22 protein-coding genes and 1 pseudogene are annotated in these 26,584 nt (G+C 71.9%); 11 read left to right on the plus strand and 12 right to left on the minus strand.

The annotated features are described in order from the left end of the window. Positions 1-51: 51 nt before the first annotated feature. Positions 52-1,245, plus strand: a complete 1,194-nt coding sequence (locus ACZ7L7_RS14725) for a glycoside hydrolase family 64 protein (protein WP_285512683.1) — start codon at positions 52-54, stop codon at positions 1,243-1,245. Positions 1,246-1,248: 3 nt separating this feature from the next. On the opposite strand, the gene ACZ7L7_RS14730 is transcribed toward ACZ7L7_RS14725, so the two are convergent. Then, on the minus strand, positions 1,249-3,519 hold the full coding sequence (locus ACZ7L7_RS14730; RefSeq protein ID WP_453607266.1) for an MMPL family transporter: 2,271 nt from the start codon (positions 3,517-3,519) through the stop codon (positions 1,249-1,251). Positions 3,520-3,717: 198 nt separating this feature from the next. On the opposite strand from ACZ7L7_RS14730, the gene ACZ7L7_RS14735 reads away from it, so the two are divergent. Continuing rightward, the gene (locus ACZ7L7_RS14735; RefSeq protein WP_093721905.1) at positions 3,718-3,921 is read left to right on the plus strand and encodes a hypothetical protein; all 204 of its coding nucleotides are present in this window, start codon (positions 3,718-3,720) and stop codon (positions 3,919-3,921) included. A gap of 16 nt (positions 3,922-3,937) precedes the next feature. Here the strand turns inward: ACZ7L7_RS14735 and ACZ7L7_RS14740 are convergent, their stop codons facing one another. Then, complete coding sequence (locus ACZ7L7_RS14740) at positions 3,938-5,068, minus strand: sulfite oxidase (protein ID WP_285512685.1); 1,131 nt, start codon at positions 5,066-5,068, stop codon at positions 3,938-3,940. A 134-nt stretch (positions 5,069-5,202) separates the two neighbouring features. Here ACZ7L7_RS14740 and sthA point away from each other — a divergent pair, with 134 nt between their 5' ends. Next, on the plus strand, positions 5,203-6,606 hold the full coding sequence (gene sthA, locus ACZ7L7_RS14745) for a Si-specific NAD(P)(+) transhydrogenase (RefSeq protein WP_285512686.1): 1,404 nt from the start codon (positions 5,203-5,205) through the stop codon (positions 6,604-6,606). Between the two features lie 263 nt (positions 6,607-6,869). Here sthA and ACZ7L7_RS14750 read toward each other — a convergent pair. The 4 genes and pseudogenes from ACZ7L7_RS14750 to ACZ7L7_RS14765 form a co-directional block, all read right to left on the minus strand. After that, positions 6,870-7,154: pseudogene (locus ACZ7L7_RS14750) on the minus strand (DUF5709 domain-containing protein); the annotation flags it as partial. A 97-nt stretch (positions 7,155-7,251) separates the two neighbouring features. Then, a complete protein-coding gene (prcB, locus tag ACZ7L7_RS14755) occupies positions 7,252-8,106 on the minus strand; it encodes a proteasome subunit beta (protein WP_285512687.1) in 855 nt (284 codons plus the stop codon). Positions 8,107-8,247: 141 nt separating this feature from the next. Then, complete coding sequence (locus ACZ7L7_RS14760) at positions 8,248-9,201, minus strand: lysylphosphatidylglycerol synthase domain-containing protein (protein WP_285512688.1); 954 nt, start codon at positions 9,199-9,201, stop codon at positions 8,248-8,250. Continuing rightward, positions 9,198-10,697, minus strand: a complete 1,500-nt coding sequence (locus tag ACZ7L7_RS14765) for a hypothetical protein (RefSeq protein WP_472075994.1) — start codon at positions 10,695-10,697, stop codon at positions 9,198-9,200. Before ACZ7L7_RS14765 ends, ACZ7L7_RS14760 begins: the two co-directional genes overlap by 4 nt. 133 nt (positions 10,698-10,830) lie before the next feature. Between ACZ7L7_RS14765 and ACZ7L7_RS14770 the strand changes: the two genes are divergently transcribed. Genes ACZ7L7_RS14770 through ACZ7L7_RS14780 form a run of 3 tightly spaced genes read left to right on the plus strand, consistent with a single transcriptional unit; the run spans position 10,831 to position 12,351 of the window. Continuing rightward, entirely contained in the window at positions 10,831-11,532 is a 702-nt protein-coding gene (locus ACZ7L7_RS14770) for a nucleoside/nucleotide kinase family protein (RefSeq protein ID WP_472075996.1), read from the plus strand. Positions 11,533-11,580: 48 nt separating this feature from the next. Continuing rightward, entirely contained in the window at positions 11,581-12,024 is a 444-nt protein-coding gene (locus tag ACZ7L7_RS14775) for a DUF6325 family protein (protein ID WP_285512691.1), read from the plus strand. Positions 12,025-12,057: 33 nt separating this feature from the next. Further along, positions 12,058-12,351: an SHOCT domain-containing protein gene (locus ACZ7L7_RS14780; RefSeq protein WP_285512692.1), complete on the plus strand. Its 294-nt coding sequence runs from the start codon at positions 12,058-12,060 to the stop codon at positions 12,349-12,351. On the opposite strand, the gene ACZ7L7_RS14785 is transcribed toward ACZ7L7_RS14780, so the two are convergent. The 5 genes from ACZ7L7_RS14785 to ACZ7L7_RS14805 all read right to left on the minus strand — a co-directional run bounded on the left by ACZ7L7_RS14785 (position 12,302) and on the right by ACZ7L7_RS14805 (position 18,822). Beyond that, complete coding sequence (locus ACZ7L7_RS14785; protein ID WP_285512693.1) at positions 12,302-14,170, minus strand: hypothetical protein; 1,869 nt, start codon at positions 14,168-14,170, stop codon at positions 12,302-12,304. The genes ACZ7L7_RS14780 and ACZ7L7_RS14785 overlap by 50 nt on opposite strands. A gap of 7 nt (positions 14,171-14,177) precedes the next feature. After that, on the minus strand, positions 14,178-15,056 hold the full coding sequence (locus ACZ7L7_RS14790) for a carbohydrate ABC transporter permease (protein WP_285512694.1): 879 nt from the start codon (positions 15,054-15,056) through the stop codon (positions 14,178-14,180). Positions 15,057-15,079: 23 nt separating this feature from the next. Next, entirely contained in the window at positions 15,080-16,063 is a 984-nt protein-coding gene (locus ACZ7L7_RS14795) for a carbohydrate ABC transporter permease (RefSeq protein ID WP_285512695.1), read from the minus strand. Positions 16,064-16,108: 45 nt separating this feature from the next. After that, on the minus strand, positions 16,109-17,440 hold the full coding sequence (locus ACZ7L7_RS14800) for an ABC transporter substrate-binding protein (RefSeq protein ID WP_285512696.1): 1,332 nt from the start codon (positions 17,438-17,440) through the stop codon (positions 16,109-16,111). Positions 17,441-17,706: 266 nt separating this feature from the next. Next, positions 17,707-18,822, minus strand: a complete 1,116-nt coding sequence (locus ACZ7L7_RS14805; protein ID WP_285512697.1) for an ROK family protein — start codon at positions 18,820-18,822, stop codon at positions 17,707-17,709. Positions 18,823-19,044: 222 nt separating this feature from the next. Here ACZ7L7_RS14805 and ACZ7L7_RS14810 point away from each other — a divergent pair, with 222 nt between their 5' ends. From ACZ7L7_RS14810 to ACZ7L7_RS14830, 5 genes are all read left to right on the plus strand, one after another. Next, positions 19,045-19,953, plus strand: coding sequence for an N-acetylglucosamine kinase (locus ACZ7L7_RS14810; RefSeq protein ID WP_472076000.1), 909 nt, complete (start codon positions 19,045-19,047; stop codon positions 19,951-19,953). A 70-nt stretch (positions 19,954-20,023) separates the two neighbouring features. After that, positions 20,024-21,955 carry a phosphatase PAP2 family protein gene (locus ACZ7L7_RS14815; protein WP_472076001.1) on the plus strand — a complete coding sequence of 644 codons (1,932 nt, stop codon included), beginning with the start codon at positions 20,024-20,026 and terminating at the stop codon, positions 21,953-21,955. A gap of 95 nt (positions 21,956-22,050) precedes the next feature. Beyond that, positions 22,051-23,724: a phospholipid carrier-dependent glycosyltransferase gene (locus ACZ7L7_RS14820; protein WP_472076003.1), complete on the plus strand. Its 1,674-nt coding sequence runs from the start codon at positions 22,051-22,053 to the stop codon at positions 23,722-23,724. Positions 23,725-23,853: 129 nt separating this feature from the next. Next, positions 23,854-24,777 (plus strand): MurR/RpiR family transcriptional regulator, encoded by a 924-nt coding sequence (locus ACZ7L7_RS14825; RefSeq protein WP_285512700.1) that lies wholly within the window; start codon positions 23,854-23,856, stop codon positions 24,775-24,777. A gap of 434 nt (positions 24,778-25,211) precedes the next feature. Further along, a complete protein-coding gene (locus ACZ7L7_RS14830; RefSeq protein ID WP_093721862.1) occupies positions 25,212-25,580 on the plus strand; it encodes a hypothetical protein in 369 nt (122 codons plus the stop codon). Between the two features lie 273 nt (positions 25,581-25,853). Here the strand turns inward: ACZ7L7_RS14830 and ACZ7L7_RS14835 are convergent, their stop codons facing one another. Beyond that, the gene (locus ACZ7L7_RS14835; protein WP_285512701.1) at positions 25,854-26,501 is read right to left on the minus strand and encodes a peptidoglycan-binding protein; all 648 of its coding nucleotides are present in this window, start codon (positions 26,499-26,501) and stop codon (positions 25,854-25,856) included. Positions 26,502-26,584: the final 83 nt, after the last annotated feature.

Raw genomic sequence — 26,584 nt, forward strand, 5'->3', positions numbered from 1 at the left:
CACCGGGCCCACGGCCGGCCGTACCCCACACGTACTACTGGAGTCCCCCACATGGCACCTCGTCACCAGCGTCAACTCGGCCGCCGCAAGCTGCTCTTCGCCCTCGGCGGTGCCGCCGTCGCCGCGCCCGCCGTGGCCGCGCTGGCCCCCCACGCGCTCGCGGACAGGAGCACGAAGGCGGCCGGGAGCCTGCCGCTGACGATCGTCAACAACTCCGGCTCGTTCGGCAACGGCAGCGTCCACGTGTACATCGTCGGCAACCAGGACGGCCGCCAGGTCCGGCTCACCCCCGACGGCACGCTCGCGCCGATCTCCCTGTCGGACAACGGCCCGGACGGCTTCACCGACTACGCCATCAGCCTCTCCGGCAGCGGCGAGACCCAGCTCTCGCTGCCGTTCATGTCCGGGCGGATCTACGTGGCGCTCGGCGAGAAGCTGAAGTTCAAGGCGGTGACCGACGGCGCCGGCAACGCCGCCCTGCAGTTCCCGGCGGGCTGGGTGACCTCGGACCCCAACTTCAAGGTGCTGCACGACTGCGCCGAGTTCACCTTCAACTCCGCCGGCATGTTCTGCAACACCACCATGGTCGACATGTTCAGCGTGCCGCTGAGCATCCGGCTGACCGGCGCGCGCGACCAGACCACCGGAACCCTGCGCAAGGGCGGCCGGGCCTCCGTCTTCGCGGCCGTACGGGAGCAGGCGGACTTCGCCAAGCTGGTGGTGGACGACACCCGGGTGCTGGCGCCCGGACACGGGCTGGACGCCGGGCTGTTCGCGAAGGACTACTTCGCGCCGTACATCGACGAGGTGTGGAGCACCTTCACCGGACGCGACCTGGTCGTGAAGACCAACGCGGGCGAGTTCACCGGGCGGGTGCGCGGTGACCGGCTGACGTTCTCCGGGCCCGCCGAGGTGTCGTTCGCGCGGCCCTCGACCCGGGACGTGCTCTTCTGCGACGGCACGCTGGCCGCGCCCAACGACGGCACCACCGGCCCGGTGGCCGCGATCCTGGGCGCCGGGTTCAACCGCTCGACGCTGGTGTCGCACCCCTCCCAGCCGACCACCGAACCGGCCGAGTTCTACAAGGGCGCCCTCACCAACCACTACTCCGCGGCCGTGCACGCGGCGACCGAGGACGGCCGGGCGTACGGCTTCGCCTTCGACGACGTCGCCGACTTCGCCTCCTTCATCCAGGACGCCGCCCCGACCGGGATACGGCTGACACTCACGCCTTTCGAGGACTGACGTTCACGCCTTTCCAGGGCTGACGCCCGTCGCCGGCTGCTCGTGCTCCCCCTCCGCGTCGATGTGCGGAAGGATCTTGTCCAGCCACCGTGGTGTCCACCAGGCGTGCGGACCCAACAGGGTCATCACCGCGGGGACCATGAGCAGCCGGACCACGGTCGCATCGATCAACACGCTCACCGCGAGGCCCAGTCCGAGCATCTTGACCACGATGTTGTCGCTGATGATGAAGGCGGCGAAGACGCTCACCATGATCAGCGCGGCACATGTGATCACCCGGGCGGTGATCTCCAGCGCGTGCGCCACCGACGCCTTCGCGTCCTTGGTGCGCAGCCACGCCTCGTGGACCCGGGAGAGGAGGAAGATCTCGTAGTCCATGCTCAGCCCGAAGATGATCGCGAACATCATCATCGGCACATAGCTCTCGATCGGCACCTTGCCGTTGACGCCCAGCGCGGGACCGCCCCAGCCCCACTGGAAGACGGCGACGACCACGCCGTAGGAGGCGGCGATCGACAGGACGTTGAGGACGGCCGCCTTCACCGCGACGAGCAGTCCGCGGAAGACGGCCAGGATGATCAGGAAGGCCAGCGCGACGACCACGGCGATGATCAGCGGCAGCCGTTCGGCCACGAGGTCGCGGAAGTCGACCTGGGCCGCGGTGGTGCCGGTGACATAGCCCTTGGCGTCGGTGCCGGAGACCGCGTCGGGCAGGGTGTCGTCGACCAGCCGGTTGGCCAGTTCGGTGGTGTTGGCGTCCTGCGGGGACGTCGTGGAGTAGACGGTGGAGATGAGGACGTCCCCGTCCTGGGTGGTCGTGAGCGGCGTGGCGAAGGCGGCCCCGGAGACGTCGTCGAGGCTCTTCTGCACCTTCGAGGAGAGGTCCGAGCGCTGGGACTGCGACACCTGGGTCTGGTCCACGACGACGGTGAGCGGACCGTTGGAACCGGGTCCGAAGGCGTCGGTCATCAGGTCGTAGGCGCGCCGGTCGGTGAAGGAGGTGGGGTCGGCCCCGTCACCGATGTGACCGAGTTGCATGGAGAAGACGGGGATGGCGAGGACGGCGACGGTGACGACTCCGACGCTGAGGTAGGTCAGCGGGCGCCGGGCGACGCGCTGGGCGTAGCGGTGCCAGGTGCCGTGCGGGGTGGCGCCCGGTTCGGCGTCGGTCTCGGCGACCGGTTTGCGGACCCGGTAGCGGTCGATGCGCTTGCCGATCAGCCCGAGCAAGGCCGGGACGAGGGTCAGGGCGCCCAGGACCGCGGAGACCACGGTCACCGCGGCGGCGAGGCCGAGTTTGCTGATGAAGGACACCCCGGACGCGGACAGGCCCGCCAGCGCGACGATCACCGTGCAGCCGGAGACCAGGACGGCCCGTCCGCTGGTGGCGGCGGCCTGTCCGGCGGCGGCGACCGGGTCGGCGCCGTCCATGAGGTTCTGCCGGTGACGGGTGATCAGGAACAGCGCGTAGTCGATACCGACGCCGATACCGATCATCGTGGCCAGGGTCGGGGAGACGGTGGCGAAGGTGAAGGCGGCGGCGAGCAGGCCCAGGATGGCCAGGCCTCCGATCACACTGATCAGCGCGGTGATCAGAGGGAGCACGGCGGCGATCACACTGCCGAAACCGATCAGGAGGACGACGATCGCCACCCCGAAGCCGATCGCTTCGCTCACCCGGTCGTCCGGTGCGGGCCGGGCCAGTTCGCCGAGCGGGCCGCCGTACTCGACCTCGGCGCCGGCCGAGCGCAGGGACTGCACCGCTTTGTCGACGCCGTCGAGGTAGCTGTCCCCGAGGGTGGAGGGCTGCACGTTGAACCGGACGGTGATGTAGGCGGTCTTGCCGTCGGTGGACAGGGGTCCGAAGTCCGGCTGGCCGCTCTTGGGCGGGGGTGCGCTCAGCGGGTTCTGGACCGACAGGACGTGCGGCAGCTTGCCCAGGTCACTGACCGTGGTGGACATCTGCGAGTCCAGCGACGTCAGCGACTTGTCCGCGTCGTGCACCACGATCTGGCTGCTGTAGCCGCCGGCCTGCGGATCGTGCTTCTTGAGCACGTCCTGGCCCTCCTGGGACTGCGACTGGGAGAGCGTGAAGTTGTCGGAGTACTCGCCGCCGTGGAGATGGTTCAGCGTCTGAAGGGCGGCGAGCGCGACCAGCCACGCGACGATGACGATCACGAAGTGGCGGGCGCAGCCCTCTCCGAGCCTGCGCAGTAGCCCCCGGCGGGGTGTCTTCCCGTTCCCTTCCCCCTGGTTGACGCTGGTCTCTGGCATGGCCCTGGCCTTTTCTGTCCGGCCCGAGACGTGACAGTTCCCATTAGACGACGCCCCGATCAACGCGGCACTTCCAGCTCGGGCCGGTCCGTGCGCCCGCCCCCGGAAGCCGCCGCGGAAGCCGCCTTCCGGATGCACGCCGGGCCGAGGCGTTGAATGGTGATAGGAAGCGATCCGGATCCGACGAGGAGCAAGATGATGCCGACGTCACAGCCCGCGTCCGGGCCGTCCGAGGAACGCGCCACTCCGGACGACCTGCTCCACACCCGCACCGGCACCGAGGTGTCGCCGGAGGACCTGGTCCTTGCCTCGGGCAAGGACATCACCCCCCGCAGTCTGGAATGGGCCAAGCGGAAGCTGGAGGCGGAGGGACCCGCGGCCCTCGACAAGATGCTCCCCTGAGCGGCCGGGCCGCCGCTCACCCGTGGTCCGCCGGGTCCGGGCACACCGCCCGGACCCGCTGGACCTGGTTGTTGGCGAATCCGCCGCGGTTCCAGGGCGGCCGGAGGGGCTGGGTGTGCCCTGCGGCGTCGGTGGCCCGCGCGCTCAGCACATGCTCTCCGGGTGTCGCGGTCCAGGGTGACCGCCAGCGCCGCCACGCCCACGGGTGTCCGCCGTCGGGCGCCAGTTCCGCCTGCCGCCATGTGTGCCCGTCGTCGGTGCTGACCTCGACCCCGGTCACCGGCGCGTGCCCCGACCAGGCGCGGCCCTCCAGGGTCAGGGGTCCGGGCGCGACCACGCGGGTGCGGGACATGAAGTCCGGGAATCCGGGCGGCACGAGCAGCGCCCTGGGCAGGATCCGGGTGACGGGCTCCCCCACCTCCTCGGGCCGCTGCCGGATGCGGTAGGCGACGGTCTGCTGGAACCCGGTGAACGGCTCGTCGACGACCGTGATCTCCCTGAGCCACTTCACGTGGGCCATGCCGTACCAGCCGGGGACGACCAGGCGCAGCGGCCGGCCGTGCTGCGGGGGGAGCGGGGCACCGTTCATCGCGTGTACGACGAGGACCTCCGGCTCCTGGCCGAGGACCACGTCCAGGGGCAGGGCGCGCTGGTAGTCCTGCTCGACACCGCGCTCCACGCCGTGGTCGGCGCCCGTGCAGACGACCTCGGCCGCGTCGCCCGCGATCCCGGCCCGCTCCAGCAGCAGCCGCAGGGGTACACCGGTCCACTCGGCGGTGCCGACCGCCTCGACCAGCCAGGGCTGGCTGACCGGGCGGGGGCTGAGCAGGGCCCGGCCGTTGCCCGCGCACTCCAGCGTGACCCGGGTGGTGACCTGGGGGAACGCCCGCAGATCGGCGAGGTGCAGGCGGAGCGGGCGGTGGACGCGGCCGTTCAGGGTGAGCTGCCAGGCGGAGGTGTCGGGGGTGTACGGGATGTCGTAGTGGGTCAGTACGTAGTGCAGGCCGGGCGGGGTGAGGTCGTAGCGCAGGGCCTCCAGCGGCAGGCCGTGGTTCCTGGTGGCGAGCGCCAGCTCGTCCCGGCCGACGGCCTCGTCGGACACGGGTGGCCGGGCGGGTACGCCGGCGTCACCGAGTCGTGCGCCCATGGCCGCATTGTCCCGCCGCGAGGGCCCGAACGCCCTGCCGAGGGCGTCTCTTGATCAACCGGCCGCTCCGCCGGGCGGGTCCGGATCGGCTTCGCCCTTTCGGAAACGGTCTTGGAGCTGCCAGACTCCGGAGGATGCCCGACTTCGACATGCTCGTCCTCGGATCCGGACCGGGCGGCCAGAAGGCCGCCATCGCCGCGGCCAAACTGGGCCGCCGGGTCGCCGTCATCGACCGCCCCGACATGGTGGGCGGTGTCTCCATCCACACCGGCACCATCCCGTCCAAGACCCTGCGCGAGGCGGTGCTGTACCTCACCGGTCTCACCCAACGCGACCTGTACGGCCAGAGTTACCGCGTCAAGGAGGACATCACCGTCGCCGACCTGATCTCGCGCACCCAGCACGTGGTGGGCCGCGAGGTCGACGTCATCCGCAGCCAGCTCTCCCGCAACCAGGTCGCCCTGTACGCCGGGACCGGACGGTTCGTGGACGACCACACCGTCGCCGTGCGCGAGGTCACCGGACAGGAACGGCTGCTGACCGCCGAGCACATCGTGATCGCCACCGGCACCCGGCCCGCGCGGCCCGCCAGCGTGGAGTTCGACGGGCGGACGATCATGGACTCGGACAATGTGCTCACCCTGGAGCGGGTGCCGCGTTCGATGGTCATCGTCGGCGCGGGGGTCATCGGCATGGAGTACGCCTCCATGTTCGCCGCGCTCGGCAGCCGGGTCACGGTGGTGGAGAAGCGTGCCGGGATGCTCGACATGTGCGACGTCGAGATCGTGGAGTCGCTCAAGTACCACCTGCGGGACCTGGCGGTGACGTTCCGGTTCGGGGAGACCGTCGCGGCGGTCGAGCGGCATCCGCGGGGCACGGTCACCGTGCTGGAGAGCGGCAAGAAGATCCCGGCCGACGCGGTGATGTACTCGGCGGGGCGACAGGGCCTGACCGATGAACTCGACCTGGACAAGGCCGGGTTGTCCGCGGACCCGCGCGGGCGGATCTCCGTCGACGAGCACTACCGCACCGAGGTGCCGCACATCTACGCGGTGGGCGATGTGATCGGCTTCCCGGCGCTGGCCGCGACCTCCATGGAGCAGGGCCGCACGGCGGCGTACCACGCCTTCGGGGAACCGGTCGGCCGGATGCACCACCTCCAGCCGATCGGCATCTACACCATCCCGGAGATCAGCTTCGTGGGCCGTACCGAGGACCAGCTCACCGAGGAGCGGGTGCCGTTCGAGGTGGGTATCTCCCGCTACCGGGAGCTGGCCCGCGGGCAGATCATCGGTGACTCGCACGGCATGCTGAAGCTGCTGGTCTCGACCGAGGACCGCAAACTGCTCGGCGTGCACTGCTTCGGCTCGGGGGCGACCGAGCTGATCCACATCGGTCAGTCGGTGATGGGGTGCGGCGGCACGGTCGACTATCTCGTCGACGCGGTGTTCAACTACCCGACGCTCGCGGAGTCCTACAAGGTGGCCGCGCTGGACGCCACCAACCGGCTCCGCCAGGTCGACCGGATGACCGACTAGGGCCTGTCTTCAAACTCCCGTCGTCGCCCGGAGGGCGGCCCCGCGGCGTCAGGTGCGTGCTCTCGGCGTGCCGGACGAAGGTCCTCGTAGCGGAGCTACTTGGACCTTTGGCCGGTGCGGCGAGAGTGCGTGCATGGCGGCTCGGGGCAGGCGGGAGTTTGAAGACAGGACCTAGCTCGCCGTGCCTCGTGCAGGGGGACCGCCTCGACCGGTCAGGCGGTCTCCTCGCCCACGATATGCACGGCCGCCTCCTCGGCGGACCCGGTCTCCTCGTCCTCACCGGCACCCGAACCCTCCGGGGCCTCCCGGGCGAGCCGTTCGTCCAGGCTCTCGCCCTGGTGCTGCTCGGCGGCGGTGGTGCCGTACTCGGTGACGCCGAGGGGGTGCTCGGGCGGGGAGTAGCCCGCGTCGAGGACGTCGTCGTAGGACGGTTCACCGACGGTGTTCTCGGGGTCGAGGGGCGTGGCGTCCTCCTGCTCCTCGTTGCCGCCGGTGGGCCCGTAGGTGTCGTCGGCCATCGGCTCGGGGGTGCTGGGGTCCGGGGCCATGACGGCCTCCCTCGTCTCCGGGCGCGGCCGGTCCGCCGCCTCCCGCACCGCGTTTCCCGATCCGCACCGGTCAACCACCCGGCGGGGTACGCCCAGGTCAGGGGGTGGCGACCGGGCCGTCGGGGCGGCTGCGGCGCGCCTCGACCATCTCCCGGCTCAGCTGCTCCGTCTCGGCCTCGGTGAGCCGCTCGAAGCCGTCCTCGGTGATGACGGAGACGATCGGGAAGATCCGGCGGCCGAGGTCCGGGCCGCCGGTGGCGGAGTCGTCGTCGGCGGCGTCGTAGAGCGCCTGGAGCGCGGCGAGGGCCGCCTCGCGGCGGGACATGCCCCGGTGGAAGAGCTTCTTCAACGCGCTGCGGGCGTACGGGGATCCGGACCCCTCGGCGTAGAAGTCCGTCTTCTCGTACAGGCCGCCGCCGATGTCGAAGGCGAAGATGCGGCCCCGTTCGCCCTCGGGCCGGGCCGGGTCGTAGCCGGTGAGCAGCGGGACGACCGCCAGGCCCTGCATGGCCTGGCCGAGGTTCTCGCGGATCATGCCCGCGAGGCGCCGGGCCTTGGCGCCGAGGGTCATCGGGACGCCCTCGATCTTCTCGAAGTGGATCAGCTCGACCTGGTACAGCTTGACCATGTCCACGGCGAGACCGACGGTTCCGGCGAAGGCGACGGCGGTGTAGTCGTCGGCCGGGTGCACCTTCTCCAGGTCGCGCTGGGCGATCAGGTTGCCCATGGTGGCCCGGCGGTCCCCGGCGATGAGCACGCCGTCCCCGAAGGTGAGGGCGAGCACCGTGGTGCCGTGCGGCACCCGGTCCGGGTCGGCGAGCATCCCGTCCGGCAGGACGCGGCGCGTGCTGAGCAGTTCCGGCCGATGGGCCGCGAGGAACTCCGTGAACGAGGAGGACCCTGGTGTGAAGAACTCCTCGCCCAGTCGCCCGCCGTACTCGTCCTGCGTCATGGCCCTCCCCCTCGTCCGCCGTCCGACAACCGAAGTCCTACCAGACGCGGCGACGCGGGCAACTCCGTTCGGATCACAGAGCCATCAGGCGGAGGCAGACCGGCAACCCGTCACCGAGCCTTGCGGCGGACCGGCAACCGGTCACAGCGCCTTGCGCCGGATCAGCACCCCCAGCACCAGCAACCCGGGCACCAGAGGCAGCCACACCGTCAGCAACCGGTAGCCGAGTACCGCCGAGGCCGCCGACGCGGCCGGTGCGCCGGACGCCGTGAGCGCCAGGGCGAGGGCCGCGTCCAGGGAGCCGAGGCCGCCCGGGGTGGGCAGGAGGGCGGCGGCGCTGCTGGCGGCCAGGTAGAGGAGGGCGACCTTCAGCGGGGGCAGGGGCAGGGCGACGGCCTGAGTGACGGCGACGAGGACCAGGCAGTGCAGCGCGGCGAAGGCGAACGAGCCGCCCCACAGGGCCGCCGCCCGCAGGGGCCGGGTGTGCACGGCGCGCAGGTCGGCGAGGGCGGTGCGGCAGACCCGGCGGCACCGCTGCCGCAACGGCCCGGCGAGCAGCGCGGCCACGGTCGCGACGGCGGCCGCGGTGAGCAGGACCGCGGTCGGCCCGGGTGAGCGGCGCGGGAGGGTGAGGACGCCCGGGCAGGCGAGGGCGAGGGAGGCGATGAGGACCGCGCGGACCAGGATCCCGGCGGTGCCTTTGGCGGCGACGGCGGTGGCCGCGCGGGCCGCCGGAAGGCCGCAGCGCATCAGGAACCGCAGGTTCACCACGCCCGCGCCGAGTCCGGCGGGCAGGACGTGGTTGGCGGCGGAGGCGGCGAACTGGGCGGCGACGAGCCGCACTCGGGGCAGCCGTTCGGGCACGGCGCCCTGTTGGGCGAGGGACGCGCACAGCCAGGTGCCGATCGCCGCCGTGCCCGCCACCAGCAGCCCGCCCTGGTCGGCCACGGCGAGCCGGACGGCGCCGTTCTCCAGTAGCGGCCAGTGCCGCTTGGCCAGCCAGAGGACGGCGACGAGGACGGTGAGGCCGATCGCGGTGTGCCAGTAGGCGGCCCGTCTTCGGGCGGGTGCGGCGACAAGCCGCCCGGATGTCACGGTGTTCCGCCCTCACGCGGGGCAGGCGCGATGCGCACGTCCACGCCGTCGAGGTGGTGCAGCTCCCAGTCGCGCGCGTAGGCGGGCGGTGTGCCGCCGGGCACGCTGAGCACGGCGACCGGTTCCCGGCGGGCCGTGCTGAGGATCTCCGCCCGCGTGATGTTGGCGTTGTTGCCGCGGATGGCGCCCGAGGCGCAGCCCGCGTAGTAGGCGACCGGGATCGCCTCGTGGCCCAGGAGCAGACAGGGCGGGCGGACGCCGAGGGAGCGCATCGTCTCGACATTGCGGGCCCAGGAGCCGTGGTGGGCCGTGGTGCGGTCGACCATGCCGTGCAGGACGGCGTACTGCACCGCCAGATGCCCGGCCACCGCGACCGCGAGCACGCCCGTGGCGAGTGGCCGCCACCGTCCGGCCCGGGTCCTGACCAGGTGCAGCAGCCCGTCGGCGACGGGCAGGGCGACCAGCGCGTAGGCGGGGGTCAGGAAGCGGGGCGCCGCGTAGCCGATGAGGAACAGATAGGGGACGGCGGCGGTGGTCGCGCAGGCCAGCGGGAGCAGAGTGCGCGCGGTGCGCCCGGCGCGTACCGCCACGGCCAGTCCGAGCAGGGCGAGCAGCGGCAGCAGGAACCACCACACCATCAGCACGGGGTCCGGCATGGGAACGGTGCACGGCCGGCACAGGGTCCGACCGCCCAGGCTGCGCATCTGGTCGTCGACGGCGAAGTTCCAGCCCAGTCCGCCCTGCACCCGCGACGCCTGGTCGAGCCGCTCGCGCAGTCCGCCGTAGGAGGTGTACGCCTCCACCACCCAGGGGACGGCCCCGGCGGCGAGGCCCGCCGTGGTGACGAGGCCGAGCCGCCAGTGGCGTCCGGCCAGGGCCGCGGCGAGCAGTGGAAGGGCGACATAGACCGCGTCCGTCGGACGCATCAGCGCCATGAACGCGGCGCCTGCCGCCACGCCCCACCAGGCCCCCCGGTCCGGGCGACGTGCGGCGCGGGCACGCAGGTAGCAGCCGACGGTGAACAGGCCGCCCAGGGCGACCCAGAGGTTGGGCATGGCCTGCGGGCCGTAGTAGAGGACCACCCACAAGGTGGCGAACAGGGCGCCCCCGGCGGCCAGTACACGGGTCGGGAACAGCCCCCGCCAGGCGCGCAGGGCGAGGAAGAGGGCGAGTCCGGAGAGAACGGCGAGAAAGAGGCGCAGCAGACCGGTGGAGGACGACCAGAGGGCCACCGGTGCCACGAGCAGCGGGACACCGCGGGCGCGCGGCGCGCTGAAGAAGGCGGCCGGTGCCTGGTCGCTGACCTGGCTGACGTAGACCGACTCGTCCCAGCCGAGCCCCATGTCCGGGTTCCCCAGGAGGAGTTGCCCGGCGGTGAAAGCTCCTGCCACGAGGGCGAGCGGGGTGTTCCCGCGCCTCCACCAGGGCGCTCCCGCCATGGCTGCCGGTTCGTGCCGACCGGCCTTTAAGAGCATGGCGTTACTGCCGTGGGACATCATCCACCCCTGTCTGGACCATCCACCCCTGACCGGAAGTGGAGAAAACACGGACAAAACTAACTCGGCCTGTGGGAAGGCGCAGGGTGCTGTTCGGCCAGCCGCCTGACGGCCCGGATGACAGACTCTGCTCGTGCCTCGAACGTTTGATCATCTGCTGGCCCGCGCCCGCGCTCTGGCCTCCTCGGGACAGCGCGCGATCCTCGGTATCGCGGGCAGCCCCGGCGCGGGCAAGTCCACCCTCGCCGAGCACCTGGTACGGGAGCTGAACGCGGACGGGCGGCCCTTCGCCGCCCACGTCCCGATGGACGGCTTCCACCTCGCCGACGCCGAACTGGACCGGCTGGGCCGCCGCGACCGCAAGGGTGCCCCGGACACCTTCGACGCGGCCGGGTACGCGGCGCTGCTGCGCCGGCTGCGCGACGAACCGGACGGGGAGGTGGTCTACGCGCCGGGATTCGAGCGGGAGCTGGAGCAGCCCCTGGCGGGCGCGATCCCGGTGCCCCCGTCGGCCCGTCTGGTCGTGACCGAGGGCAACTATCTGCTGTTGGACACAAGTGCCTGGGCGCGGGTACGGGCCGCCCTGGACGAGGTGTGGTTCTGCGAGCTGCCGGAGGACGAGCGGATCCGCCGCCTGGTCGCCCGGCACGAGCGGTTCGGCAAGAGCCCCGAGGCGGCGCGCGCCTGGTCGCTCGGCACGGACCAGCGCAACGCCGATCTGGTGGCCGCCACCCGCGGGCGCGCCGATCTCGTCGTCCCGGCGACGGCCGTGCCGCGGCCCGTGTGCCCCGGACCGGGCCGAAGTGCGTCGACCGCGGGCCGGTGCTGCAATTGACACGAGGGGGCTTCACGGGGGGCATACGTGAGCACCGGGAGTGGCACCGTGAGCGACGAACTCGAAGACGTGGGCCCGATCGACTACCTGGTCGTCGAGTTCCCCGGCAACCGGATGACGGGTGAGAACTTCCCGCTCCTGGTCGACCTGGTGGACCGCGGCATCATCCGGATCCTGGACCTGATGTTCGTCCGCAAGGAGGCGGACGGCACCGTCAGCGGCCTGGAGATCGCCGACCTCACCGGCGACGGCGCGCTCGACCTGGCCGTCTTCGAGGGCGCCTCGTCCGGGCTCCTCGGCCAGGACGACCTGGAGGAGGCCGCGAGCGCCCTGCAGCCGGGCAGCAGCGCGGGCATCCTCGTCTACGAGAACCGGTGGGCCGCGCCCTTCGCCGCCGCCCTGCGCCGCAGCGGCGCCCAGCTCGTCGCCTCCGGGCGGATCCCGGTGCCCGCCCTGGTCGCGGCCCTCGACGAGACCGAGTCCGCGTCCTGAACGCTGAACGCGTCCTGACCGAAAGGATCAGTCATGCCAGGTCTTCTCCGCGGAATGGCGCGCACCGCCGTAGTGGCCGGAACGGCGACCGCGGTCTCCAACCGGGTCAGCCGCCGTCAGGCGGGACGCTGGGCGGCGCAGGAGGCGCAGGAGGCCCAGTACGCCCAGCCGCCCGCGCCCCCGCCGGCCGCACCGGCCGCCGCTCCGTCGGCCCCCGACATGACGGACAAGATCGAGCAGCTCAAGCAGCTCGGCGACCTCAAGGCGCAGGGTGTGCTCAGCGAGGCGGAGTTCGAGGAGCAGAAGCGCCGGGTGCTGGAGGCGTGAGCGTCAGCTCGGGTCCCCCGGCGGCGTCGCCCGCCGGATCGCCGAGCAGCGCCGTGAACTTTGGTGTGTGTACGGTCAGTCCGGCCTCCGTCTGCTCGAACCGCACGGTGAGCGCGCCGGTTCCGCCGTAGCGCACCGCGAACACATGCAGATCGGCGGGGGCGTTGGGCGCCGGTTCGGCCTCCAGTGCGCTGGAGGCGATCAGATGGCTCCAGCCCTCGTCGGGGTTGCCGTAGCCGCGCGGATCGGCCGCGAGGGCGAACGCCGCCTGTTCCTGGGTGCGTTCGGCGCGGGTGTCGAAGTGGTCCGGGCTGTCGGACTGTGGGTGGGCCAGCCGGAGTGCGCCCGCCGCCGTCACCTCGTGGGCGGCGGTCCTGCGCACCCGGTCGCCGTCGTCGGCCGCGTACGGGAACCCGGCGAGCAGGTACGGCTCCCCGGGCAGGCGTTCCACGGCCACGGTCAGCCACAGACAGGTGCCGTCCGTGACGTACAGCGAGCGCACGTGGCGCAGGACGTGGTCGCGGCCGACGACCGGCTTGGTGACGAGCTTCGCCGCCAGGCCCGCGGTGCGCGCGTCGCGCACGCGGACCTCCCCCATGGGGCGGCACAGCAGGAAGCCGTCGGCCACCGGGCCGATGCCGTGCTGGCGGCCGACCGCCGCGGGCAGGTAGTAGGTCCCGCCCGCCTCGATCAGTGACGGCGTCATACGGCTGTCGAAGGCCACCGAGACCCCGTCCGCGCGCAGTTGGTGGCGATGGGTCGCCCGGGAGGGGGCGCGGTGCCAGGGCGTGGTGTCCTGGATCTGCCACACCAGCATGAACGCGAAGTGCCCGTCGATCCCGCCGTCCGGTTTGACCGCGTACCGGCCCCAGCGGCTGTCGCCCCGGTAGCGCCCCAGGTCCGCGCCGACGCGCCGACCGAAGTAGCGCAGCCCCAGCACCGACTCGAAGCCCGAGTGCTGCTCGCTGTAGCGCGGCCCGCCGATGTCGAAGCCGCCGCTGGTCAGCCGGGCGTCGAGGTAGCGGGCGAGGGTGTCGCCGTCCTCGGCGAAGACCGGCTCGCCGCTGACCCGGTGGGCCTGCGCGAGGAAGGACAGCGAGATCGGGCCGTAGTTGTTGTCGTACGCGCCACCGTGCTCGGGCGGCAGCAGCGCGCCCCGGTCGCGGACCCGGTGGGCGCGGATCTCCTCCTCGTACAGGCGCATCGCCCGGCCGCGCACCTCCTCCGCGTCCTCGCCGTCCAGGTGCGCGGCGAGCATCAGGCCGCCGACGACGGCGCCGATGGCCTGGTTGCCGGCCTCCTGCGGGTTGAAGAAGGTCGCCTCCGTCAGCCAGCGCCAGTAGCCGTGGCCCAGCTCGACGAGTGCGGTGCGCAGGGCGTCGTCGAGCAGGTCCTCGGCCGTGTCGAGGACGTTGACGAGCTGGAGCAGCGCCCACACCGTGCTCGGCCAGTCGCCGATCGGGTGCGCGCCGGGCTCCAGGACGTAACGGGCGTACGGGAGGCCCGAGTCGCGCACCTTGAGGTTGGGGTAGCCGGGGTTGTCCTCGGTGTAGACGCGCTCGCGCAGGTGGAAGCGGAGGGAGCGCAGTACCGGCTCCGGCAGCCGGGGGTCCTTGGTGCGCCGGTGTGCGAGGGCCAGCAGGGAGGTCACGCCGAGGGAGGTGTCGCCGATGTCGTCGAGGGCGTCGGGGTGTTCGAGGTTCCCCTCGGGGGTGAGGCGGGCCAGGGCCTGCTCGGTGATGTCGGCGAGGACCTTGTCGTACGCCTCCGGGGTGTCCGGCAGGTCGTGCAGCGGGCCGCGCTGGTGCGGGAGGAGCATGCGGTGTTCAGCCCTTCATTCCCGAGGTGGCCATGCCCTCGACCAGCCGCTTCTGGAAGATCAGGAAGCAGATCAGGGTGGGCAGCAGGGCGAGGGTCGACATCGCGAACATGGCGCCGTAGGAGGAGCCGCTGGTCTGGTCGAGGAACAGGGTGAGGCCCAGGGGCACGGTGAACTTCTCGTTCTGCTGGAGGTAGACGAGCTGGTGCAGGAAGTCGTCGTAGGTCCAGATGAAGGTGAAGATCGTGGTGGTGATCAGGGCCGGCTTCATCAGCGGCAGGATGATCTTCCAGTAGATCTGCAGGGGGTTGGCGCCGTCCATCATCGCCGCCTGGTCCAGCTCGCGCGGGATGGAGCGGATGAACTGGACCATCAGGAAGATGAAGAAGGCGTCGACCGCCAGGAACTTCGGGACGATCAGCGGCAGGTAGGTGTTGATCCAGGTCAGGTTGTAGAAGATCGTGTACTGCGGGATCAGCACCGCCTGGGTGGGCAGCATCAGCGTGCCGAGCATCAGGCCGAACCAGATCTTCTTGCCTCGGAACTCGAAGCGGGCGAAGGCGTAGGCGGCCAGCGAGCAGGAGATGACGTTGCCGATCACCGCGCCGATCGTGACGATCAGCGAGTTGGTGATGTAGAGAGAGAAGGAGTTGCCGGAGCCGCTCCAGCCCTCGGAGTAGTTCTCCGGGCGCAGTTCGCTGGGGATCAGGCCGGGGTGGGTGAAGATCTCGGTGTCGGGCTTGAGCGAACTGCTCAGCATCCACAGCAGCGGGTACAGCATCACGACGGCCACCCCGATCAGCAGGGTGTGCGTGAAGATGCGGCGCGGGCCGGTCAGCGTACGCAGGCGGGCCAGCGGCGAGGCGTTGGGCGTGATGGCGGACATGGGGTGAAGGCTCCTCGCTCGGCTCAGTCGTCGTAGTGGACCCAGTAGCGGCCGGCGATGAAGTTGACCGCCGTGAATCCCGCGATGACCAGGAACAGCACCCAGGCCAGCGCCGAGGCGTAGCCCATCTGGAGGTCGGTGAAGCCCTTCTTGTAGAGGTAGAGGGAGTACAGCATGGTCGAGTTGAGCGGTCCGCCCGAGCCATTGCTGATCACGAACGCGGGGGTGAACGTCTTGAACGCGTCGATGATCTGGAGGACCACATTGAAGAAGACGATCGGGGTGAGCAGCGGCAGGGTGATCCGGAAGAACCGGGTCACCGGGCTCGCGCCGTCGATCGCGGCCGCCTCGTAGACGTCCTTGGGCAGCTGCTTCAGTCCGGCCAGGAAGATCACCATCGGGGTGCCGAACTGCCAGACGGCCAGCAGGACCAGGGTGTAGAGAGCCGTGTCGGGGCTGGAGATCCAGTCCTGGCCCTCGATGCCGAACCAGGCGAGGAAGTCGTTGAACAGGCCGTCGCCGCCGAAGACCTGCCGCCACACGATGGCGATGGCGACGGCCCCGCCGAGCAGGGACGGCAGGTAGAAGGCGGCCCGGTACAGGCCGATGCCCTTCAGGTCCCGGTTGAGCAGCATCGCCACGGCGAGCGCGAGGGCGAGCTTGAGGGGCACCGAGACCACGACGTAGACCAGCGTGGCGTGCACCGAGTCCCAGAAGACCGGGTCGTCGGTGAACATCCGCTCGTAGTTGTCGGTGCCGGTCCACTGAGCCGGGGTGAGCAGGTCGAAGTCGGTGAAGGACAGATACAGCGAGTCGAGCATCGGGTAGATCGTCAGCCCGAACAGGCCGACGAACCAGGGGGCCAGGAAGAGGTACGGCCACCATCCCCCGCCCCGCCGTCTGGCGAGGCGGCGGCGCATCCGGTCGCGTTCCCGCCGGTCGGACGGGGTCGACGGAACCGGCGGTTCCGATGTGACCGCGTCGGTCTTCGCAGTGGTCGTACTCATGTCTCCCTGGCCCTCTCCGGGTGTCCTGTGCTGCGCGGTGCGGGCTCAGCCGCCCAGAATGCCCGCCGCCTGGTCGAAGAACTCACCGAGCTGCGCCTTGACCGACTTCTTGTCGAAGGCGATCGCGAGGTTCGACTGGAACAGCAGGTCCCAGATCTGGTCGGCGCCCTGCGGCGGAGCCGGCGGGGTGGGCAGGGCGTCGCTCGCCGCGGACACCCGCTTGGAGATGTAGTCGGCCATCTCCATGTTGAGCTTGTCTGTCTCGCTCAGGCCCGAGGCGATCAGGTCGCGGGCCTTCTCGGTCGGCGGGATGCCGCGGAAGAGCTGCATCGCCTTGATGGCGGTCTCGTCCTGGGCGAAGAACGACATGATCTTCACCGAGTCGGCGACCCGCTTGCTGGACTTGGTGGCGCTCAGCAGCACACCGCCGTTGACGTAGTTGCCCTCGCGGGCGCCGGACCAGTCGCCCTGCGGGCTGGGCAGGAAGTCCAGCTGCGCGTCGGTGACCGAGCCGCCGGCGCCGTAGACGCCGATGTCGAAGGTGAACAGGGCCTTGCCGATGACGACCGCGTTCTTGGTGAGGTCGTTGTGCGCGGCGGAGGTGATCGCCGGGGGCGGGCAGGCGTTGAGCTTGCGCATCTCGGCCCAGTACTCCCACCACTGCTGGAGGGTCTCGGGGGTGAAGCCGACGTTCTTGCCGTCCTCGGAGAAGAAGGTCTCACCGTGCTCGCGGGCGTAGATCTCGAACGCCTGCAGGGCGCCGCCGCCGACGTCGTCGACGCCGTGGATCTTGCCGCCGCTCTTCTTGTACACGTCCTGGGAGATCTTCCTCAGGTCGGCCCAGGTCCACTCGCGGTCGGGGAGCTTCAGCCCGAGGTCCTCCAGGCCGGAGCGGTTGACGGTGAGCTGGTTGACGCCGATGCCGGAGGGCACGCCGTAGAGCTTGCCGTCGACGGTGCCCGCGGCGAGCAGGGTCTTGGAGAAGCCGGTGAGGTCGAGTGACTTGCCGACGTAGGAGTCGAGCGGGGCGAGGACGCCCTTGCGGGCGTACTGCGCGACCAGCGCGGTGTCCATCTGGAGCAGGTCGGGGGCGCTGCCGCCGGCGATGTTGGTGTTGAACTTGTCGAAGTACCCGTCGTACCCGGAGTAGGTCTCCCGGATCTTGATCTTGGGGTTGTCCTTCTGGAAGGAGGCCAGCGCCTTCTTGTAGGCGGCGTGCCGGTCGTCGCTGCCCCACCACGTCATGGTGAGCTCGCTGCTGGTGCTGCCGGCTCCGGTGCCGCCGCCGCAGGCGCTCAGGGCGCCGCCGAGGCTGCCGGCGACGGCGAGGCCGCTCGCGGTGCGGAAGAGGGTTCTGCGCGAGATCTGGTGACCCACCGGGTCCTCCCTGGATGTGCGTGACGGATCGCCCGCCGATTCAGGCGGCTCGGGATCCTCGTGGATGGCGCGTTCCGGTGCCGCGACCTCGCCCGGTCGCACGGCCCTGACGGGCGGGGTGCACGGCGTTCGTCCCTGCCGTGTCCGGACGAGCACGCCCTCGTCCGGAGCGCCGTACGCGGTACGGCGCGGTGCCCCGCCCTGAACCGGGTCCCGCCGGTTCAGAAAGCGCTTGTCCGGACATTGGCAGAAGCGGCCGGAGTCCGTCAATGCCTGCCCGCGCCGACACCGGTCACGGTTTGGATTCCGCGGGCCACGGCGAGCCGGGTCGCCCCGACGACGGTGCCGCTGTCCCCGAGGGCGCTGCTGACGACCTCGGTGGGCCAGCTCAGCTCGGCGAGCGCGGTGCGGACACCGGGCAGGAGCCGCGGGTTCGCGCCGACTGCGCCGCCCAGCACGAGCAGGCCCGGGTCCAGTACGGCGGAGACCGCGGCGGCGAGCCGTCCGATGTCGGCGGCGTGCCGCTCGACCATGGCGGCGGCGGTGGCGTGCCCCTCGCCGGCCAGCGCGAACAGCCGCTCGACGGTGCGCGGGCAGGGTCCGTCGCCGTCCCGCCACGCCTCGGCCGTACGCCGCAGCAGCGACCGCACGCCGATGTGTTCCTCCAGCGCCTCGCGGCGCGGTTCGCGGGACTCGTCCCACGGGAAGGGCAGCCGGGCGACCTCACCGGCGGCGCCGTTCGCGCCGCGCAGCACCCGGCCGCCGATGACCACACCGAGGCCGATGCCGACGCCGATGCGCAGGTAGCCGAAGGTGTCCCGGCCGCGGGCGGCGCCCTCGTGGAGTTCGGCGAGGGCGGCGCAGTTGACGTTGTTCTCCAGGTGGACCGGGACGCCCGGGGGCAGGGCCACCGCCACCTGGTCGTAGACCGGTCCGGCCTTGGCGGTCGCGGGCCGCATCCGGGTGCCGTCGCGGGTGGTGACATCGCCGACGGCGACGACGATGGTGCGCAGCGGGGCGTCGGCGGGCAGCTCGGCCAGTACGGCGCGTACGGTCCCGGCGGCCTCGGCGCGGGTGCCGTCGCCCTCGGCGAGCAGGGCGCCGTCGAGGGCGCAGCCGCGGACCCGGGTGCGGTCCGGGCCGAGGTCGACGGCGAGGACGGCGCCGGCGGCGGGGCCGAGCCGGTAGACGGCGGCCGAGCGGCCGATCGCACCGGCCGCGGTGCCGGAGTGGGCGGCGAGTCCGGCCGCCTCCAACTCGGCGACGGCGGAGGACACGGTCGGTTTCGACAGTCCCGCGTCCGCCGCGAGCCGGGGGCGGGTGGCGGTACTCGCCCCGGCCAGCACGGCGAACACCGCACGCGCGCTCTCGCTCAGGTCCATGGTCTCCCCAGATCGTGCTGTGGCCGTCCGGTCTCGGTGCGGCGCTTGACGCACCCTACTTCGTTAGTTAACTTCCTAACGAACTCCGGCGGTACTCGCCTGCCGCACCCCTTCGAAGCCCGTCCCGGGGCTTCCCGACCGACTTCCCCTGTCCAGGCGCGGTTCGCCCGCCGTCGCAGACAACAGCACCCCTGCTACGACTGCAACGACGAAAGAGATCCCGTGCAGGACTCTTCTCTCCTGTCCCCGCTCGTGGTCGGTATCGACGTGGGCGGCACCAAGACGCATCTGCGCGCGGTCGCGGGCGCGGACCTGGTCGCCGACCGGGTCCGGGCGAGCACCGGCTGGCGGCCGCACGACCCGGTGGCCGCGGCCGACTGGCTCGCCGCGCTGATCGCCGACGCCCTGCCGAAGGGCGCCCGCCCGGCCGCCGTGGCGGTCGGCGGACACGCCTGCGAGACCCCACGCCAGTGCGCCTGGATCATCAATGCGCTGCAACTCCACCTCGACGCTCCCGTGTTGGTGGTCGGCGACGCCGAACTCCTCGTCCCGGCCGCCGGTCTGGAAAAGGGCGTCGGCCTGGTCGCGGGCACCGGCTCGGTCGCCGTCGGGCGGCTGCCCGACGGCAGCCCGCTCCAGGTCGGCGGCTGGGGCGCGGTCCTCGGTGACGAGGGCGGCGCGGCCGGGCTCGTCCGGGAGGCCGTACGGGCCGTCTGGGCGGCGCACGATCGCGGGGAGGCCCCGGACGCGCTGGCCGAGGGGCTGATCTCCGCGTTCGACGTGGCCGAAGTGCCCGCGCTGGGCGCCGCGTTGGAGTCCGCCGAGGATGTCTCCGCCGACTGGGGCAGCCGTGCGCCGGTCGTGTTCGAAGCGGCCGAGGCCGGTTCCGCGCTCGCCCGTTCCGTGATCACCGAGGGCGGCCGGTCGCTGGCCGGGCTCGTACGGCAACTCGCCGTGCGCGGCGCTCCGGTGGATGACGTGGTGGTCGCGGGCGGCACGATCCTGGCCCAGCCCGCGCTGTACGAGGCGTTCGTGGGCGCGCTCGACGATTGCGTTCCCGGGGCACGGTCCACGCGCCTGAGCGTGCCGCCGGTACAGGGAGCGCTGGCGCTCGCCCATGCGCTCCTTTGATCCCCGAGGCTCCGTCACTTCCCCTTCCCTTCCCGGCCGTTCGGCCGTGGCACTCCAGAGAGGCAGTCGCATGCCGTCCACCGCCGGGCCCCGGCCCCTCGCACCGGTCAGTGAAGTCGCCCTGAACAGAAGGGGGTTCCTCAGGACGTCCCTGGGTGCCTCGGCCGGGGTACTGGCCGCGCCCACCTTCGCGACCTGGCTGTCCGCCGCGGACGCCAAGGCCGCCGCCGGACTCCCCGCGTTCGTCGACGACTACCGCAGCAACATCGCCACGAACCTCACCCCCGAGACCAACGCCGTCGTCCGCATCCTCGGCGGCTTCGCCGAGGTGTGGAAGACCGGCGACGCCTGGAACACCGGCACCCCGCTGCTGCCCGAGGTGCTGCGCGCCAACGTCCGGCACTGTGTGCGCGTCACCACGGCGCGCACGGCCGAGCAGGCGAAGGAGGCGTTCGTCGTCGACCGCCAGCACCAGAGCTACGCCATGATCGCGGGCCTGGGTCCGCTGGCCGAGCTGTACCGCGCGGGCGGCAAGGCGGTCACCTCGATCACCAGTGCCCCCGACGGCACCCCGCCCGGCCGGATCAGCGACACCCTGCCCGCCGACGCCCCCGCCGGGTCGGCGCTCGGCGCGGGCTCGCACAGCTCGGAGCTGGGCAAGGTGGCCGAGCTGGTGGACGCCGTGCGCGGCCCCTTCGCGTCCGGCAACCCCGCCAAGTTCGCCTACCAGTACCCGCGTCCGTGGCGGCTCAACGCCAACAGCGAGGTCGCCGACACCGGCCGGACCGACGAACTCGGCTACCCCGTGTACGACTCCGGGGTCGTCGTCGCCCCGCAGTTGCTGCGGCAGCGCGGCACCGACCCGGCCGAGGACGGAGGTTTCCCCAGCGGGCACACCAACGCCCTGCACCTGGCCGGGCTGGCGTACGCCTACGCCGTCCCGGAGCGGTTCCAGGAACTCGTCACCCACGCCTTCGCCCTGTCCGACACCCGGATCGTGGCCGGTATGCACTCCCCCGTCGACGTCGTCGCCGGACGCGTCATGGCGACCGCGCTCACGGCCGCCGCCCTCTGCGACCCGGCCAACGCCGAGCTCAAGGCCGCCGCCCGCGCCCAGGCGCTCGCGTACTTCCGGGAGCGCACCGGCACGGAGGACCTGTACACCTACGCCCACTCGGCCGGCCCCGGCACCGACCCGTACGCCGACCGGGAGGCCAACGCCCGCTCCGTGCGCCCGCGGCTGACGTACATCCTCCCCCGGCGCGGCCGCGATGTGCCGCTGACCGTGCCCAAGGGGGCGGAGGTGCTGCTGGAGACACGGCTGCCGTATCTGGACGCGGCGCAGCGGCGGGCGGTGCTGCGCAGCACCGCGCTGCCGGCCGGGTACGTCCTGCTGGACGGGTTCGAGCAGTGGGGGCGGCTGAACCTGTTCGCGGCGGCGGACGGTTACGGCGCCTTCGACTCCGCGGTGACGGTCACCATGGACGCGGCGGCGGGCGGCTTCCACGCGGCCGACAGCTGGCGCAACGACATCGGCGGTCGCGGCTCGCTGACCAAGCGGGGCACCGGGACGCTCACGCTGACGGGGAGCAACCGATACTCCGGCGGGACCGTGGTGGAGGGCGGTGTGCTGGTCGCGGGTGCCTCGGACGCGCTCGGCCGCGGTGATGTGCGGGTGGTGGGACCGGGGACGCTGCGGGTGGCCTCGGCGGTGCGGGTGCCGGGTTCCTATGCGCAGGACTCCGGCACGCTGGAGGCGACGCTGAGCGCCGGGTGCGGGCCCGTGCTGCGGGTGGAGCGGCGGGCGCGGCTGGAGCGGGGCAGTGCGCTGGTGCTGCGGCTGGACGCCGAGCGGCCGCCCGCCGAGGGCAGTACGGTGCCGGTGCTGCGCGCGTCGGCGCTGCGCGGCCAGTTCGACCGGATCGAGCTGAACTCCGAGCGGCTGCGGGCCGTACCCGTCTACACGGCGGACGGTCTGTCGGTACGACTCCGGAGGCGGTGACACCGCTTGTGGCGGGAGCTGGTGCACAGTAGGCGCATGACGCGCCGCGGCACCCCTCCCGCCTCCGCGCGGCCGGTGACATGACGGAGCGGATGATGGCAAGCGAACTAGACACCCGCCCCTCCGTCCCCGCCGCCAGGCGCGCGCCTGCCCGGCGGCGCCCGGCCTGGCTCGTGCCGCTGCTTGCCGCCCTGCTGCTCGGGCAGATGGCCGTGGCGATGGTGACGACTGCGGTCCGGCAGACGCCCACCATCGACGAACCCGTGTACGTGGGGACGGCCGTCGTCTACCTCCACGAGCACAGCCTGCGCCTCAACCCCGAGCATCCGCCACTGGGCAAGCTGGTGGTGGCCGCCGGGGTGGCGCTCGCCGATCCGCGCTACGACGCCGCGTTCGAGGGCGATCAGGGCGAGGTGGGGCGGCATCTGCTCTACGAGTCGGGCAACGACCCCGGGCGGCTGATGCTGTTCGCGCGGCTGCCGGTGATCGTGCTGACGCTGCTGTTCGGGCTGGTCGTCTTCGCCTTCGCCCGCGAACTGGCCGGTGCGGTGGCGGGGTTGACCGCGCTGGCCCTGTACTGCTTCTCCCCCGATCTGATCGCGCACGGCTCGCTGGCCACGCTGGACGTGCCCGCGGCGGGCTTCGTACTGACGGCGGTGTGGCTGCTGTGGCGGGCCCGGCTGCGGCCACGGCCGTATGTCGCGCTCGCCGGAGTGGCGCTCGGGGCGGCGCTGGCCACGAAGATGAGCACGCTGCCCGCGGTGCCGGTGCTGATGGGGCTGGTGGCGGTGTCGGTGTGGCACGCGTCCGGCGGTGCCGACCGGTGGATCGCGGCGCGGCGGGCGTGCGCGAGTGCGGCCGTGGTGGCGGTGGTCGCGGTCGCCGTCGTGTGGGTCACGTATCTGGTGGTCGATCCGCGGCTGCGGTGGGACCCGGAGCAGCCGGTGCCGGTGGTGCGCGGGCTGCGGGGGCTGGCTGTGGAGCTGATGCCGTTCCCGGAAGCGTACCGGGACGGGATGCGGATCCAGTTCGCCTTCGAGAACCACCCCTGGCAGGGCTTCCTGTTCGGGCGTCTGTACACCGGTTCGCTCTGGTACTACCTCCCGGCCGCGCTGCTGGTGAAGACCCCGCTCGGCATGCTGGCGCTGTGGGTCGCCGGTGCCGTGGTCGTCCTGGCGGTACGGCGGCTGCGGCCCGCGGCGCCCTATCTCCTCGTGCCGTCGGGTCTGTTGCTGGCTGCGGCCATGCAGGGCTCGCGGGACTTCGGGACGCGGTACGCGGTGTTCGTGCCGATGTTCCTGGCGGTGGCCGCGGGGTGCGTGGCGGGCGTGTGCGGGGGGCGGGTCCGCAGGGGCCCGGTGTGGGCTGCGGCGGCGCTCGTGGGATTCGTGGCCGCCAGTTCGCTGCGGACGTTTCCCTACTATCTGCCGTACTCCAACGAGGCGTTCGGCGGTCCCGCGAAGACGCATCTGCATCTGCATGACGCGGCCGTGGACTGGGGTCAGGACCTCGGCGCGCTCGCGGACCGGCTGGAGGAGAAGCGGTACCGGGGCGAGCGGGTGTGGCTCGTCTACAAGGGCAGCGGCGTGCCGTCGTACTACGGCATCGAGGCCGCCGACCCGCGCAAGGTGCCCGCCGGTGAGGTGCGTGGACTGCTGGTGGTGTCCGACAGCGCGGCGGCCAAGGCGACCGGCCGACTGGCCGAGTTGATCGACAGCAGTCATCCGATCGATACAGTCGGGCACTCGATCACCATCTACCGACGCTGATCGGCGATCATCATCGGTGAGCGTTGTGATCCCTCACGCGCCGGCCGTCGATCTGCTCACAGTCAAGCCCTGGTCAACACAGTGCGTGGGCTATGTTGAAGCACTGTGGAAGACAAAGGAGGAGCACCGGTGCCATCGCCGCAGCAGGCACGCGCACAGGCATCCGCGATCACCTCGGGCAAGACCGCTCCGGAAGTGGAGGCGTCCCCGACTTCCCAGCTCCGCGTGCTCTTCGACGACGGTCCTCATCTCTCCCCGGGTCAGCGCCGCATCGCCCAGTACCTGATCGAGAACATCACCGAGGCCGCCTTCCTGTCGATCACCGACCTCGCCGAGCGGGTCGGGGTCAGCCAGCCCTCGGTGACCCGGTTCGCCGCCGCGGTCGGCTTCACCGGCTACCCGGCACTGCGGGAGAAGCTCCAGGCCATCGCGCTGGGCGCGCTCGCCGGAGGCCCGGGGACCGAGGAGAACAGCAGCAACGAACTCCAGGCCGCCGTGGACGCGGAGATCGAGAACCTGGAGAACCTGCGGCGCGACTTCGGCGACCCGGACCAGGTGATCGCGGTGGGCCGCGAGCTGTCCCGGTCGACCCCGCTGACCATCCTGGGTCTGCGCATCTCGGCCTCGCTCGCCGAGTACTTCGCCTACGCCGCCCGCCGTATCCACCCTGACGTCCGTCTGGTGACCCGGGGCGGCAGCGTCGCCTACGACGCGCTGCTGCAGTCGCGGGAGGCGGGCGGCACCTGGGTGCTGGCGTTCTCGATGCCGCGGCACGCCCAGGAGACGCTGACGGCGGTGCGGGTGGCGCGCAGCGCGGGGCTGCGGATCGCGCTCGTCACCGATCTGGCGCTCGGTCCGGTGGCCGACGCGGCGGACTACGTCTTCGCCACCGGCACGGGCTCCCGGCTCGTCTTCGACTCCTACGCGGCACCGGGCGTGATGGCCGCGGCGCTCCTCCAGGCCATGACCGACGCGGACCCCGAGCGGACCCAGGCCCGGCTGGAGGAGTACGAGCAGATCTCCGACCAGCACCAGTTCTTCCTGCGGGACTGACCCGCGCCTCCCGCAGGTTCTACTCGCGGGTAAGCCAAGAACCATACTCACGGGTATCCCACCGGGTCTGACCGGCGCTTTTCCCTCGGACCGGCACTCACCCCTTCCGCCAAACCGGATCACAGGGGCAGCATCCGGCTTTTTTCGAGCATGAATGTTTTCATACGTCTTGCAAAGCGGACGGCATATATAAATACTTCTCCACGCCGCACCAGCCCGCGGCAGCCGACGGTCCGCTCGCGCACGTCACCCCATCCGCCGTGCGCTTCCGTCAGCCCCGCGGGCTCCGCGACGGGCACCCTCAGCCGCCGTCTCCTACCCGCGTCGGCGCCCAGGGTGCTCGGCCGGGCGGCCCCGGTCATCCCCTAGGCCGGGGCCGCCCCGACCTCGTCGGACCACCCATCACGACGCCGCAATCCCCGGAAGCGAGCACCATGACGACACTGACGACCACGCGGACCCCCGCCGACTGGCCCTGCCAGGTCAAGCTGCCCGGCAGCTACGACTGGGAGCGCTCGGCCGCGAAGTGGCTGCGCGAACTGGTGCCGGCCCGCTACGCCAGCTACCCCGCCCTGATCCGCCACCCCGTCCTGCTCGCCCGTCATGCCCAGCTTCAGGTCCAGCAGGAGATCCGCGTCGCCCGTACCGCCCTGCAGACCGCCCGAGCGGACCTGCCGGCGCTCGGCATGCCCGAGTCGGTCATCGAGCACACGATCAAGCTCTACGCGGCGGAGGTCATGCAGCTCCAGCACATCGCGCGCAGCGTGCGGGCGGTGTCGCAGGCGCTGATCGAGCGCCGCTGACGCCTGCGGCGGCCGTCGAGGGGCCCCGCGGGAGCCTGCGGTCCCCGCCTGCCTCAGTCGTCGTGGCGGTGCAGCCAGTACCAGGTGACGCCCAAGGCCAGGGCCAGGAGGTAGACGGTGGGCAGGAGGAGGCCCACGGCGCGGGAGCCGTTCATGGGCGGCCCTTCGGGTAGGTGCGGGCCGGTCGCCGGTTACGCGGCCGGGCGCCCATGCTGACGCCGGGTCACACAGGGTGTGCGCCGCTTTCCGCACCTCTTGCTCTGTGTTCGAGGCTCAGCCGCCCGCCGGGGCCGTGCGGGACTCCAGCGCCGCGCGGGTGTCGTCCCCGTAGACGCCGGTCTCGTCGCCGCTGATGCCGTACCAGAGCTGGAAGCGCGCCACGGCCTCCCGGAGCGTGGCGTCGTAGAGACCGCTGGTGGAACCGGCGGTGTAGACATCGGGGACGTTCAACAGACGTCTCTGGAGCTCGGCGACCTCGGGTCCGCTGTCGCCCTCGCGCAGCGTGCCGGGGCCGTCGGGGTCGGGGGCGTCGGCGTCGGGAGCGCCGACGCCCCCGTCCGAGGACGGTGGGGCGGTCGCCGGTGGCGGTGCGGTCGCCGCGCCGTCCGGGCTTCGGTCGCCGCCCTGCGGTACGAGGAGCGCGGCGGCGCCGAAGCCGATCAGGGCCGCGGTGATCACGGCGGCCGCGGCGGCGAACCGCGGCAGGGAGCCTCCGTCGCGGACCGGCCCACGAGGTTCCTCTGCCGGGACGGGCGGCAGTTCCTGGGTGTCGTCCTCCGAGCCACCGGGCGGGGCTGACGGATCCACGGACTCGTAGCGGCCGGAGCCGTCCGCGGGTTCGCGGAACAGGTCGGCGAGGGCGTCGGTGCGGCGTGGACGCAGGACCCGGGCCGGTTCGAGGGGTGGGCCGTTGTTCTCCACGGTCGGCTTCCTTCCGTCCCGTACGCGAGGGCGACTTCACTCCGTCGAGTGATACGGCCCTGTCACATCCGGCGTTCAGCCAC

Source organism: Streptomyces sp. NPDC110618 (genome assembly GCF_055657065.1).

Bases quoted from the DNA above. Each gene is read 5' to 3' on its own strand.
- ACZ7L7_RS14725 (WP_285512683.1), top strand. From the start codon at position 52: ATGGCACCTCGTCACCAGCGTCAACTCGGCCGCCGCAAGCTGCTCTTC.
- ACZ7L7_RS14730 (WP_453607266.1), bottom strand. From the start codon at position 3,519: ATGCCAGAGACCAGCGTCAACCAGGGGGAAGGGAACGGGAAGACACCC.
- ACZ7L7_RS14735 (WP_093721905.1), top strand. From the start codon at position 3,718: ATGCCGACGTCACAGCCCGCGTCCGGGCCGTCCGAGGAACGCGCCACT.
- ACZ7L7_RS14740 (WP_285512685.1), bottom strand. From the start codon at position 5,068: ATGGGCGCACGACTCGGTGACGCCGGCGTACCCGCCCGGCCACCCGTG.
- sthA (WP_285512686.1), top strand. From the start codon at position 5,203: ATGCCCGACTTCGACATGCTCGTCCTCGGATCCGGACCGGGCGGCCAG.
- prcB (WP_285512687.1), bottom strand. From the start codon at position 8,106: ATGACGCAGGACGAGTACGGCGGGCGACTGGGCGAGGAGTTCTTCACA.
- ACZ7L7_RS14765 (WP_472075994.1), bottom strand. From the start codon at position 10,697: ATGTCCCACGGCAGTAACGCCATGCTCTTAAAGGCCGGTCGGCACGAA.
- ACZ7L7_RS14780 (WP_285512692.1), top strand. From the start codon at position 12,058: ATGCCAGGTCTTCTCCGCGGAATGGCGCGCACCGCCGTAGTGGCCGGA.
- ACZ7L7_RS14785 (WP_285512693.1), bottom strand. From the start codon at position 14,170: ATGCTCCTCCCGCACCAGCGCGGCCCGCTGCACGACCTGCCGGACACC.
- ACZ7L7_RS14790 (WP_285512694.1), bottom strand. From the start codon at position 15,056: ATGTCCGCCATCACGCCCAACGCCTCGCCGCTGGCCCGCCTGCGTACG.
- ACZ7L7_RS14795 (WP_285512695.1), bottom strand. From the start codon at position 16,063: ATGAGTACGACCACTGCGAAGACCGACGCGGTCACATCGGAACCGCCG.
- ACZ7L7_RS14805 (WP_285512697.1), bottom strand. From the start codon at position 18,822: ATGGACCTGAGCGAGAGCGCGCGTGCGGTGTTCGCCGTGCTGGCCGGG.
- ACZ7L7_RS14815 (WP_472076001.1), top strand. From the start codon at position 20,024: ATGCCGTCCACCGCCGGGCCCCGGCCCCTCGCACCGGTCAGTGAAGTC.
- ACZ7L7_RS14820 (WP_472076003.1), top strand. From the start codon at position 22,051: ATGGCAAGCGAACTAGACACCCGCCCCTCCGTCCCCGCCGCCAGGCGC.
- ACZ7L7_RS14830 (WP_093721862.1), top strand. From the start codon at position 25,212: ATGACGACACTGACGACCACGCGGACCCCCGCCGACTGGCCCTGCCAG.